General features: G+C 38.1%; 14 protein-coding genes and 1 pseudogene. 5 read left to right on the top strand and 10 right to left on the bottom strand.

The window, feature by feature from the left end:
- Positions 1-53 precede the first annotated feature (53 nt).
- Positions 54-491, bottom strand: a complete 438-nt coding sequence (locus AC3CAU_RS13355; RefSeq protein ID WP_205755848.1) for an ABZJ_00895 family protein — start codon at positions 489-491, stop codon at positions 54-56.
- A 569-nt stretch (positions 492-1060) separates the two neighbouring features.
- On the opposite strand from AC3CAU_RS13355, the gene AC3CAU_RS13350 reads away from it, so the two are divergent.
- The gene (locus tag AC3CAU_RS13350; protein ID WP_447054335.1) at positions 1061-1417 is read left to right on the top strand and encodes a hypothetical protein; all 357 of its coding nucleotides are present in this window, start codon (positions 1061-1063) and stop codon (positions 1415-1417) included.
- 62 nt (positions 1418-1479) lie between these two features.
- On the opposite strand, the gene AC3CAU_RS13345 is transcribed toward AC3CAU_RS13350, so the two are convergent.
- Positions 1480-2103 carry a LysE family translocator gene (locus tag AC3CAU_RS13345; RefSeq protein WP_447053539.1) on the bottom strand — a complete coding sequence of 208 codons (624 nt, stop codon included), beginning with the start codon at positions 2101-2103 and terminating at the stop codon, positions 1480-1482.
- Positions 2104-2642: 539 nt separating this feature from the next.
- The gene (locus AC3CAU_RS13340; protein WP_447053540.1) at positions 2643-2834 is read right to left on the bottom strand and encodes an NF038215 family lipoprotein; all 192 of its coding nucleotides are present in this window, start codon (positions 2832-2834) and stop codon (positions 2643-2645) included.
- Between the two features lie 281 nt (positions 2835-3115).
- On the opposite strand from AC3CAU_RS13340, the gene AC3CAU_RS13335 reads away from it, so the two are divergent.
- Complete coding sequence (locus AC3CAU_RS13335) at positions 3116-3985, top strand: 1-aminocyclopropane-1-carboxylate deaminase/D-cysteine desulfhydrase (protein ID WP_447053541.1); 870 nt, start codon at positions 3116-3118, stop codon at positions 3983-3985.
- A 67-nt stretch (positions 3986-4052) separates the two neighbouring features.
- Positions 4053-5252, top strand: coding sequence for a BaiN/RdsA family NAD(P)/FAD-dependent oxidoreductase (locus AC3CAU_RS13330; protein ID WP_447053542.1), 1200 nt, complete (start codon positions 4053-4055; stop codon positions 5250-5252).
- A gap of 22 nt (positions 5253-5274) precedes the next feature.
- On the opposite strand, the gene AC3CAU_RS13325 is transcribed toward AC3CAU_RS13330, so the two are convergent.
- The 5 genes and pseudogenes from AC3CAU_RS13325 to eutB all read right to left on the bottom strand — a co-directional run.
- Positions 5275-5460: a hypothetical protein gene (locus tag AC3CAU_RS13325; RefSeq protein WP_447053543.1), complete on the bottom strand. Its 186-nt coding sequence runs from the start codon at positions 5458-5460 to the stop codon at positions 5275-5277.
- 109 nt (positions 5461-5569) lie between these two features.
- Complete coding sequence (locus AC3CAU_RS13320; RefSeq protein WP_447053544.1) at positions 5570-5746, bottom strand: hypothetical protein; 177 nt, start codon at positions 5744-5746, stop codon at positions 5570-5572.
- 72 nt (positions 5747-5818) lie between these two features.
- Positions 5819-7744: a mechanosensitive ion channel gene (locus tag AC3CAU_RS13315; RefSeq protein ID WP_447053545.1), complete on the bottom strand. Its 1926-nt coding sequence runs from the start codon at positions 7742-7744 to the stop codon at positions 5819-5821.
- Between the two features lie 227 nt (positions 7745-7971).
- A complete protein-coding gene (locus AC3CAU_RS13310) occupies positions 7972-8319 on the bottom strand; it encodes a hypothetical protein (protein ID WP_131214205.1) in 348 nt (115 codons plus the stop codon).
- A gap of 354 nt (positions 8320-8673) precedes the next feature.
- Positions 8674-8833 (bottom strand): annotated as a pseudogene (eutB, locus tag AC3CAU_RS13305) (ethanolamine ammonia-lyase subunit EutB); the annotation flags it as partial.
- Between the two features lie 326 nt (positions 8834-9159).
- Here eutB and AC3CAU_RS13300 point away from each other — a divergent pair.
- Positions 9160-9582: a hypothetical protein gene (locus AC3CAU_RS13300; RefSeq protein WP_131214207.1), complete on the top strand. Its 423-nt coding sequence runs from the start codon at positions 9160-9162 to the stop codon at positions 9580-9582.
- A 234-nt stretch (positions 9583-9816) separates the two neighbouring features.
- Here AC3CAU_RS13300 and AC3CAU_RS13295 read toward each other — a convergent pair whose 3' ends face one another.
- On the bottom strand, positions 9817-10578 hold the full coding sequence (locus tag AC3CAU_RS13295; protein WP_447053546.1) for a ferredoxin--NADP reductase: 762 nt from the start codon (positions 10576-10578) through the stop codon (positions 9817-9819).
- 85 nt (positions 10579-10663) lie between these two features.
- Here AC3CAU_RS13295 and gigC point away from each other — a divergent pair, with 85 nt between their 5' ends.
- Positions 10664-11548: a LysR family transcriptional regulator GigC gene (gene gigC, locus AC3CAU_RS13290; RefSeq protein WP_131214211.1), complete on the top strand. Its 885-nt coding sequence runs from the start codon at positions 10664-10666 to the stop codon at positions 11546-11548.
- A 38-nt stretch (positions 11549-11586) separates the two neighbouring features.
- On the opposite strand, the gene AC3CAU_RS13285 is transcribed toward gigC, so the two are convergent.
- The gene (locus tag AC3CAU_RS13285; RefSeq protein WP_447053547.1) at positions 11587-12309 is read right to left on the bottom strand and encodes a cold shock domain-containing protein; all 723 of its coding nucleotides are present in this window, start codon (positions 12307-12309) and stop codon (positions 11587-11589) included.
- Positions 12310-12367 lie beyond the last annotated feature (58 nt).

The raw sequence follows: 12367 nt of genomic DNA, 5'->3' as shown, positions 1-12367 counted from the left end.
ATTCCTATCTATAAAATAGGCTTATTTTTAGTTCAAACGTATCTCAATTTATCTTAGCCAAGCATTTTTTTTGCCATACGTTGGGCTTGTTTACCGTAAAACCAAAAGCTGATCAGATAAAATGGAATCATAAAAATGAGTAAGCGCGAGATAAGCAGCAATTGAAACTCACTTTGTGAGACAAAATCCCACCATAATTTAAAAATATTGGGCTGGTTAAAATTGAAGATCAGCTGACCAAAAATTGCAAAAACATAGTTATATAAAAAGAAAATCAAAACAAAAATTAAACTGAATCTGTTACGTTCGATTTTGGTCGGTGCATGCTGTTCGTCACGAATAAATTTAAACAATACCAAAATCATCGCAATTAAATAAGGAAATGCGGTTAATACTTGACCCACTACATTTGGTAAAAAACCGGCAATAATCCCTGCAAGCAGAGTAAATAAAATTAAATATATAAAAAACCTTAAGAAATATTTACTCATTAGATTAATTTGACGACCAAATTTACGATAAGGACGCCTATTATAAAAAAAAATGAATTTTTTTTCATTTTATTGTCAACCAATCTGTAATCCCCTGCGTTATATAGGGTAAGAAGTTCATAAACCCGTTAATTTGTACCGGCATCCACAATATTTTCGGTGAACTTTTACTAAAGCAATAAACTTAGTTTCAAATTTTAGTACGGAACAGCAGCCCAAGCTAAAACTTGCAACAAATTTTTTGACCGACGATTTCACCATCACTCGAATCGTCGGTCTTTTATTTTCTAGAGTCTATTTTTTCTTAGATTTCAATTTTAAAATTACATTATCTTTATCTAATAAAAAAATTCATTTTTAAATTATTATTTATTTGCTATCTATCAATTTTTTATAAAATTATTCTTGTTAGATCAGCTCACTAATCGGTACTTAGATTCTTTTATCGAGTAAGAAAATTTCGATGAGGTGAAAATCATAAGAATAGTAAAACTATTATTCTGGATCTAATGTTTAAACTAACTGAGAACTTATTTATCCATAAAAATAAATTTATTATTTTGATATTATTGAAAAAATTACTAGCAGTTGCTTTAGCAACTACAGCAGTTACCTTCGCTGGCTGTTCAATCCGTATGGCAGATATGACAGTAGCTTCTACTAAAAACTACAATATCAATTCACATCAATTTGTAAAAGATGAACGTGTTCGAGCTGAGGACAAAGCACCTGTAGTGCTCTTTCCACTTGGTATTCCTAACTTTAAAACAGCAGTAGACAGAGCTATCGAGAAAAATCCTTGTTCAGTTGCATTATCGGATGTAGTTATTACTCAGCTGAATCAGGCATTTATTTTCGGTCAAATTGGCTATCGTGTTGAAGGAACTCAAATTCTTGATATGTCACAACCAAATTGCAAAAAATAAAAATATATATGTCTTTATAAAAAACCCTCATTAATCGAGTGTTTTTTATAATTTAAATAAAATTATTTCATTCCAAAGATTAATTTCAAACCCAGCAATGTCATCACCCCACCGGCAATACGGTCGAAAATAGCTTTAAATTTTAAATATACACGGCGTGGTTTCTCTGCTGACAAGGCAACCGCGACCAATGAACACCAACCGGCATCAATAAAGAAACATAGAATTGGCAATACAAAATAATAATAAGCAGGAATTTCTTTAGGCAATAGCGCAGTAAAAATACTGGCCAACACAATCGCAATTTTCGGATTTGAAAGCTGGGTAATAAGTCCAGTACTAAAAGCCCGGTGCAGTGACATTTGAGAGTTTGTATCATTATTGCTTTCGATGGGGTCTTTGGCATGTTTAATAATTTTGGCAGCCAACCACAGCAAATATAAACCGCCACATATTTTTAAAGCTAAATAGGCTGACGGCACCGCCAACAAAAATGCCTGTAATCCAAGCACCGCCAACAAACCAAAAATGGCCGCCCCAGTCCCTGTACCTAAAGCGGTAAATAGGCCGTGTTTTCGTGAAATGGCTATTGAATTTTTAGCGACATAAATTGATGTCGGTCCAGGACTCATCGCGCCTAACATGAGAGCAAAGGCAATTGAGCCCAAAATCCAAAATGATTCCACCTGAAATGCCTTTATAAATTAATTTCGTGCTAATTCTACAGTTTAAAAAATTGAATATCTCGCTATTTTTCTCAGACTTTTTGCAATTTCACCGAATAATTCACTAAAATTTTATTCAATCAAGAATTAAAGTATTCTATAAGCCGAATAAAACATTTATTTATTTAAAAGCAGATGAACCAATTAAGAGCATTGCTGCTGAAAGTGATCTACAAAACCGACTTGTAACCCGAATAAATCGATAACAACATGCAGCTAAATAAAGGTAAAAACCAAAAACTAAAGATGAGCTGCAAAATGAACCGACCATATCAATCGCTAATTACCGGCAAAAATTGTAGATTCTGATATTTTAACTCACCATTCAATTGAATTTAAAATTTTAAGCCCTTCCTATTTCATTTTGAAGATTAGATGAGTACAAACCATTTTTCATAGTGATTACATCTTTAAATAAGACAAACAATTTGCAAGGAGTCAGGTATCTACTTCAAATTTTCTTAAATCTGGCCTAGACACCTCAATTTCTTTCCAATCTTTTACTGTTGCACCACCGGTTTGATTTCACGGGCGTTGAGCTGTGAGAGAAGATAATCATGCTCATGAACTGGCATACCGCCAATAATCATGGTACGAACTTCAGTTTTCGGCTTGTTATAATCATCTTTTGCATCACAAGCTGTCAGCAATAACAGCAAGCAAACAGATAAACCCACGGATAGCTTTTTCATTACATATCCTCTTTTTCATAGTTGTTATATTTTCTAGCTTAGCATCAATGCTTGTTTTTTGATCACTTATTTGTGTTTTTAATTCAACTATTTAAGATATTTTTACAAATCAGTACAGAGCGTAAAATTTATTTCAATCATCTTACTTTATAAAATTGAACGCCTTTCCCCTGACATGTCTGTAGCAATTACCGTAGATCCACCCTCTTAAGCAAATAATATAACTATAGATAAAAGTATTTTGCGTACAATACATTTGAATATTCAGGGATCATGATGAAATGTTTGATCAGATTGCGCAGTCAGTAGCATACCAAAAGCTTAATATTAAAGCCCCTGTGACTGTGACCATTAAGCGTTTAGATCAAATTCATCCGCAAATTTCGGGCAATAAATTTTTTAAACTAAAATACAATTTTCTTGAGGCGCAACAACAAGGCTTAAATACGGTTCTGACCTGTGGCGGCGCATATTCCAACCATATTTCTGCAACAGCGTATGCAGCTTATTTATTCGGTTTTAAAAGCGTGGGTATCATTCGTGGTGAAGAACTGGCAACTAAACCATTAAATCCGACTTTAGCCACGGCGCAGCAGTTTGGTATGCAGCTGCATTTTGTTTCGCGTGAACAGTATCGGCAAAAAAATCAGCCTGACTATCTGGGTAAATTGAACCAGCAATTTCCTGAACATTTTTTTATTCCTGAAGGTGGGACCAATCCGCTTGCCATTCAAGGCTGTAAAGAAATTCTGAATGCCGAAGACCTGCAAAATTACGATGTAATCTGCTGTGCCGTCGGTACAGGAGGAACCATTTCAGGAATCATTGAAGCAAGTTCAGAGCATCAAAGCATTCTTGGTTTTTCAGCACTCAAAGGTGATTTTCTGCAATCTGATGTACAACAATGGACGGCCAAGAAAAACTGGAAAATTACTGATGTTTATTGCTGTGGAGGCTATGCCAAAACCACGCCTGAACTTTTACAATTTATGCAGTCTTTTGAAGTCGAGCACCATATTCCTTTAGAGCAGGTTTATACCGCTAAAATGATGATGGGCTTATTTGATTTAATTGAACAAAATTACTTCTCCCAAGACACACGAATTTTGGTGATTCATAGTGGCGGCTTACAAGGTCGTCACACGGGCTAAGATCAATCCTGAAATTGCGGCTAAAATTGTCTATAATGCCCTGCTTTTATCTCCCACGAGTTGTTCCATGTCTACAAATCAGTACGATGTCATTGTTTTAGGTGCAGGTGCATCAGGTCTGATGTTGGCATATATGGCGGCACAACGTGGTCGTAAAGTTTTGGTGATGGAAAAAGCCAACAAAGTGGGTAAAAAAATTCTGATGTCAGGCGGTGGTAAATGTAACTTTACCAACCTCTATGTCGAACCTGAAAACTTCATTTCACATAATCCGCACTTCGTGATTTCAGCTTTGACCCGTTATACCAATTGGGACTTTATTGGCTTGGTTTGCGAACACGGCATTGAATACGAAGAGCGCAAACACGGTCAACTGTTTACCTTAAACGGCGCTAAAGAAATTTTAGCTATGCTGTTGGCTGAATGCGATAAAACAGCTTTAGTCGATATTAAAACCAACTGTGAAGTGAAAGCTGTGACACATGTTGATGATCAAGGTTTTCAAGTGGCAACTTCTGTTGGCTATTTTGAAGCTGAATCAGTAGTCGTCGCAACGGGTGGTTTATCCGTTCCCACCCTCGGCGGCTCAGGCATTGGGTATGAGATAGCCAAACAGTTTGGGCATCATATCCATCCCACCCGTGCAGGCTTGGTGCCCTTTACCTTTTCTGATCAATTCAAAGAAGTCACGACCCGTTTAAGCGGTAATGCGGTAGATGCGACCCTCTCCAATAATTTGAACAGTTTTACCGAAGCCTTGCTGTTTACTCATCGCGGTTTAAGCGGGCCAAGTTCTTTGCAACTTTCTAACTATTGGGATGTCGGGCAAAGCTTCAAGATTAACTTTCTGCCTTATGTCGACCTGGTTGATTTCTTTAAATCGAAAAAAGCCAGTCAACCCAAAGTCTTACTGCGGACTTTGTTAAATGAGCATATGCCTAAAAGTGTGGTACTGGAATTACAAACACTCATCTGGGCTGAATTGGCAGATACCGCAATTGGCAATTTGAGTGATGAAAAGCTGGAACAGATTGCAACGCGCTTGCATGCTTTTGAAGTTAAACCTTCAGGAACCGAAGGTTATCGTACAGCTGAAGTGACTTTGGGCGGTGTAGATACTACAGAAGTTTCATCCAAAACCATGGAAAGTAAAAAGCAAAAAGGCATTTACTTTGTCGGTGAAGTGCTGGATGTATCCGGTCATTTAGGTGGTTACAATTTTCAATGGGCATGGGCGTCTGCACATGCCGCATCACAATATGTTTAACTAGATAGACATTTTGAGCCGATTATTCTAAATAATCTGTAGATAGTAAACGAACAGATTTAGCCTGCTGTAAGCGAGCAATTGCGATATCCATGTTCGCGATTGCTTGTGCTTCAGATGAAGTTTCAGCAATATTTAATATAGTTTTAAATGACTTAAAAAAATTATTTAATAGCATCGTTTCCTCTCCTTTATTATTACTATTCATATATCCTAATATGGTTCTAACCATTTCATACACATTTATCTAAATGCTTATATTATATAAAATAGTTAATTTATAAATAGCACAAAAAGCCAAGAAAAACGATTATTTTTTAGCTATTTTTATTACCCTCTTCTTGTGACTGATCTACTGAATAAGCAGGTTTTACCGGTTCATCTGCTTGCTTTGGTTTAGCAAAAACGAACCTATAGGCACTGACAAAGAATCCTGCAGTAATTCCTGCAATCACAATTGGTGCGATAAGGTTATTCGGACGTTTTTTCGACATTCTTATTTCCTTTTAATGGTTAAATTAAAATCGGCCACATCACTGTAGCCGATTTTATCTCAATTGAACCGATTACGTATTGTTATCGTTCGGGTTAGGTTTTTTGTCAGTATGAATATCAACTTTTGACTCTGATTCACCCGTTGATCCAAATGGATTATTTTTTGGCGGCTGTTGAGGGTCAATGCGTACAGAATCTGGAACTGCCTGATCTGTACTCGTTATATCGTCCTGAGGTGCGGTCGTAAGTGACGCAGGGGTCGGATTAGACAAATTGTTTTGCACTTGAGAACCATCCCCGTCCTGATTGGATAATGGGAATCGACTCTCTGTTGCAGGTTTTGTCAGATCAGAGCTTGCCGGAGACGTGCCTCCATTTATTCCAAATTCAGAAGATTTATCCACTGAAGGATCAATTCCTTTAGCTACGGCGCCATGTTGAGTAAATGCTTGCGCAGCATGGGCAGAGATTGAGGTGGAAGTCATGAGATCGGAATTATCTTGATGTAAAGGATTAGGTTCCTTCGCATCTTTCTTACATTTATCAATTAAATCCGTTAATACGCGTTCGGCTGGCTGACGGCCGCCTAAACCAAAGGCGAGTGCAAATGCCACTGCAACTGCGCCCAAAGTTAAACCAAAGGCAAGGTTGACAATAGAATCGGCAATACCCATTGCGCGTAAACCCATGGCAATCACTAAGCCCATAATCAGAATACGAACCAAGTTTGCTAACCAGCGTGAACTGTTGTATTCACCACGTCCGATTACTTTTGCAACAATGTTGGCTAACCAGAAACCAATCATCAAGATGACAGCACCAAGTAAAATATTGGCACCGAACTGGATAAACATCGAAATCAGTCCGCTCACCTGTTCAAAGCCAAGTCGGTTTGCGGCTTCCGATACTGCAAATAGCATGGTAAAGAAGACAATCATGTATCCGACAATAGTAGATACTTTAGTTGTCCCTAAAAAACGTTGTGCATCTATTTTGGCAGGTAATTCATCAACCCCTGTTCCAGCCAATACATCAACCACCAAATTAGCTACGAAGCGCGAAACTACATAAGCCAAAATCAGAATTAAACCGGCCGCAATAATATGCGGGATGGCATTCATAATTTCATACAGCATCGCAGTTGCGGGCTGTGAAATTGCAGTAATACCTAAGGCTTCAAATGCAATAATGAGTGAAGTAATAATAATGACAGCGAAAACAAAAGAACCTAATACTCTTGGCAAATTGGAATTTTTTAAGAAACCAATTTTTTGTGTTTCATGCTGTAAATTTAAACTACCGACCAAACCTTCAATAATACCGCGTACAATTTTTGCCAGAACATAACCGACAAACACAATAACAACGGCAATAAAGATATTAGGCAAGTAAGAAACAACTTCACTGACCATATTTTGTATTGGGAATAACAGACCGTTCAGACCTAAAATAGACAATACAATTGGAAGGAATAACAATAAAATTAGCCAATAGACAATATCACTAATATTTTTACTGATTGGGCTCACGCCGACATCTGCACTCAGTTTTTCATCTAGCTGAGTACGATCCAACAGTTTTTGCATGCCAGCTCTAACCAAGGTGGCTACAATCCAGCCAATAAAGCCAACAGCCACGGCAGCTAGAAGCTGTGGAATAAACAACAGGAATTGTTGAATCATATTGCTAAATGGTCCACTCACACTGGTGAGATTGAGCACATTTAATGCACCGATGATGGCCATGATCATCACGATCCAGAACACGACGCGAGATACAATACTTTCAATATTTGCGCGATGTCCAGTGGTACTTGAAAGCCTTTGATTTGTTCCTAGTTTTTCTAAAAGTTTTTTAATTCCTGCTGCAATAATAAGAGCAAGAATCCAACCAATCAATAAAATAGCGACAGCAGCCAGAATAGGATGAAATTGATTCCAATAATACATGGCATCAAATTCTCCCCCTCTAGGGCCTCCAGAAAAATATTCATTCATATTGTGATTTCCTCTTGTTATTACTTATTGAAGTCGAAGGCGTAGGAATTGCACTGTTATTTGAGTGACTTATACCTAATATTATGATGTTGAAAATAACCTTAGATTTAGCGTGTTTTTTATTCAATACAAATCAGCATAAATACAACAAAAGCGCACATTACATTGCAAAAAAGCCCTAATCTTTGCAGACCAGGGCTTTAAATTATTACAATAAAGTTTTCGTTTTAATTACCATTGCTTCGTCCAGTCCCCACATTATCAGCAGCATTCTTAATCGCATCACTTTCACCCGCTTCCGTTGCCGTATCGACATCAGTGGCTACTGCCTCATCAGTTGCGGTCGCCGTTGCAGTATCTGGGGTTGTATTATTCGGTGTAGCTGGTACAGCTGAAGGATTAGGATGTCCAGGAGGCGCATCTTGCGCATCCGGCTTGCTATCGGCAAACATATAAGCCAGTAAAGCAATAAAAAACACACCCACAAGAATTAAAATATAAACAGGCAGACGCTTTTTCTGATTCTTTTCTTCCGGGGTGGTTACATGAGGCGGTTTATTAAAATCATGTGGCATATATTTCTCTGCTTTATCTTGTTTTCATATTTTTATACTAGCAATATCCACAGTTTAGTTATGTGTAAAAGCATAGTGACATGGTGAATACATGTAACTTGGCTTAAATACTTTCACATTAGAAAATAAGTTTTAGCTGAAAGTAAGTAGTAGTCTCAACCACCATTTGATGCTCATCTTTAAGATACACGCCTGAAAATTGGAGTTGGCGAGACTGTCTCATTAATACTATTCAACGCTGAATTGCCACTCCTTCAGGTAAACCGCCAAGAGGTACACTGAATGCAATAATGATTTGGCATCACCATTGCCATACATCAAACCATCTAAAATACTGGGGGAAAATATAGATTAAATCTGCGATTGTAATCGGGTTAATAATCGCTCTTCCAAATCTCTGGTGTTACAACCTGGTATTACGAAATTGAGTGATCAGCCTGCATTTTTTGGCGACTAAAATTAAATCCTGATTGCACATAATCTTGTTCACCGCAGCTATCATTTTTGGCAAAAGCAGCCATCTGACTACGCTTCTTTAATTGATCTATGACAAAATATTTTTCTGTTATGTTTCCACTTATTCGGGAGAGGTATTTTTTTATTACAGTTCTAATGTCTGACATACCTAACTGTTATTCTATTTTTTGAAATAAAAAGATTTACCTATACGCCATACCAATTTTAAAATGTGATAAAAAGCTGTTTAATCAACTGTTATAGTAAAATAAATACCGAGTATTTTTATCTTTAATCTTAAATAAAGATGAATTGGGGTGTAGGTGCTGAAAGGCTTAAAATGAGCTATAATTGTGCACCTTGTTTTTCATGCTGCTTAACTTTATGGCGTATCGACAGAAATCTGTAACGCTTGATTTGGACACTGATGTCACTCATCAATGTTGCTTGCATTACACTCGTGATGAACATCTCATTGGGATTATTGAATTTAATAAACCCAGTTACGTGCTTAAATGGGGTGATCTGGAATATTTCCGTCGTCGTACCGAAGAGTTTTCAGTGATGCCTTTTCCTGAATGTATCAATGCGATGGTGATTGATATTCGTAATATCGCACCCTTTTTAGACAATGAAGTGCCGATTATTCCTTGGCGTTTATTGGAAGAAGAGTGCCCAATTCGTTTGGTAGTTCCACAAGATCGTCTTGAACATTATTCAGGCCTGTTTGAACCGACTTGGCTTACTGCGGACGTTGAAACCGCGATCCAAGAAATTCGCGAATATATTGATATGTTTGTACATTAATTAGAATGATTTGATTTAAAAATCCCTCATTAAAGAGGGATTTTTTATGGCTTGAAGGAAAAGTTTAGAGAGAGTTTCTAGTTCCCTCTTCTTTTAGGAGTTGAGCAGTACTATTGCGCAGGGCAGAGAGGTACTATTTCAATAGATTCTCACCCCAGCCCTCTCTTATACTTCGATTTAAAAGCAATGCTTTAAATCTTGCTCAGGGAGAGAGCAAAATAATTTTCGTAGCTTTTACCAATAATTCTCAACTGCAATATTTCCTTCACCACGACGGTTCATGATTAAACCACGTGCCTTTAAGGCTTCTTTGGTGTCTTCCACCATTTGCGGATTACCACACAACATTACATGACTGGTTTCAATATTTAATTTTAGACCAACTGCTTTTTCTAATTCACCATTCTCAATCAGCACCGGTAAGCGGTCATGTAATGCTGCATTAGGATCACGGGTGATAATGGGCACAAATTTAAATCCGCGATGTCCTTCACCAAAACTTGCTGCAATTTCTTGAATACGCTCTACATAAGCCAGTTCGGCGGCAGTTCTTACGCTATAGACTAAATGAATATTTTTATATTTAGTCCAGGTTTCAAAGTCTTGCAGCATGGATAAAAATGGCGCCAAGCCTGTCCCTGTTCCCAACAACCATAAATCTTGCGGTAAAGGAAGCTGATAACGGGCAAGGGTTAAGAAACCATAAGGTGTTTTTTCCAGATACAGTTCATCACCAACTTGTAAATGTTGTAAATTAGAGGTAAATGCCCCGTCTGGCACCACAATTGAAAAGAATTCCAAAGTTTCATCAAAAGGTGATGACACCACGGAATAAGCTCGAACTACGATCTCATCTCCCAATTTCAGTCCAATACGCGCAAACTGTCCTGCAGTAAATTTGAAATGTGCAGGTCGTGTCAGAGTAAAACTGAATAAATTATTGGTCCAACGGTGTACAGATAAGACTTTTTCTAGGCTAAATTTTTCAATTGACATGATTTCAACGTGGCATGAAAGACTATGCTCATGGTAGCATGACCACATAATTTATTAATATTTTTTAAATGTTAAGGCTCTATTCATGCGCATGACTTTACGCCAGTTGGCTGTTTTTGTAGCAGTCGCCCAAGAAGGCACAGTAACCAAAGCCAGTGATGCCGTAAAACTCACCCAAAGTGCTGCAAGTATGGCTTTAGCCGATTTGGAAGATGGCTTAGGTGCTCCGCTGTTCGATCGCTTAGGTAAACGTCTACAACTCAATGATTTAGGTCGTTATCTCTTGCCGCAAGCATTAGAAATTTTAGGTCGTTGTGATGCATTCGAACAGGCAGCCAAAGGTGAGCTACAAAGTATCGACTTACGCTTAGGGGCAACGCTCACGATTTCGGATTACTTAATGCCCGATTTAATGGCAGATTTCCTTCAAATTCAGCCACAAGCACATTTACAACTTCAAGTCGGCAATACCCGCCAAATGATTGAAGCTGTGAACCAGTTTCAGCTGGATTTAGCTTTAATTGAAGGCTCATGTCACCTACCGCAGTTGCAATGTATTCATTGGCGTGATGACGAACTTGCAGTGTGTTGTTCACCAAATCATCCACTGGCGCAGCTTGACCGTGCATTGACTCCTACTGACTTTGAGGCGGCAGGCGTAGAATGGATTTTACGTGAAGAAGGTTCAGGTACGCGTGAAGTCTTTGATAATGCGATTCTCAAAGATTTACCGGATGCCAATATCCGTCTGACCCTCGGCCATAATGAAGCGATTCTTAAAATTGTAGCTGGCGGTATTGGAATGTCCTGTATTTCTAAACTCGCGATTGAGCCTTTGCTTGAAAAAGGTAAGTTGGTCATTTTAGAAACTCCGTTCTGGCAACTTACCCGTCCATTGTTCATGCTGGTGCATCGTCAGAAGTACCAAGGTCCGGGACTAAAAGCCTTTATGAAGTTCTGCGAAAAATAATTTAAAGTCATAAAAAAAGCGCTTAGATGGCGCTTTTTTTAGCGTCTGAATTGGCGCTCGCAAGGTTCACCATCATTGTTACCGTCCATTTGAGTTCCCGGACAATTCCTTAAAAAGAAGACTGCTTCTTCATAGGAGCCCATTTGTGAGCAATGTGTACGCCCATCACATTTAAATTGTGATGTTGTCACAGAAGCTTGAGTCGGTGCTGTAACATTTATTACTTCGGTTCTCAATGATTGGCTCGATGGGTTATCTAGATGTCTTTTTCCTTGTTCTGAAAGGACTCGATCTGGCAAATCACCCAAAGCTTTACGCTGCTGTTCCACAATCTGCGCCTGTTCTTGTATCAACTGTTGGGTTTTCAATTGCTTGGCCTGTTTATAATCTTGATATTTGTTATAAACCAACACTGCGAGCACAGCGATAATAATCAGCCCAATAATTGTGAAAATGCGCCCTTTACCGCTACGCTCATTAAACCGAGAGGAAACATTGTTACTCGTATAAGAGTTTCGTTGGGGCTGCGACTCTAAAGCTGCTGTGTTCTGCTTTAAATCCAAGCGAACAATCTGATCGGCTTTGAATTTGCCATTATCTTCGACAATTCGAAACTTCAACTTTTCCCCTATTTTAGGTTCGACACTTTTATTGGGAAAATCCTTGATATGAAAAAATAGATCTTTCGACTCCCCGTCCATGCTAATAAATCCAAAGCCACGCTCTACGATATAGCTTTTAACTTTCCCCTCAACAAACATAAGTCGCTCTTATTGTTTAAATCTTATGCCGGGAATTGTAATAAAAAAAGCACCTTAA

The sequence above is a fragment of the Acinetobacter sp. GG23 genome (assembly GCF_057766365.1).
The sequence above is the reverse complement of the archived record's forward strand: the minus strand, read 5'-3'. Positions and strand labels throughout refer to the sequence as shown.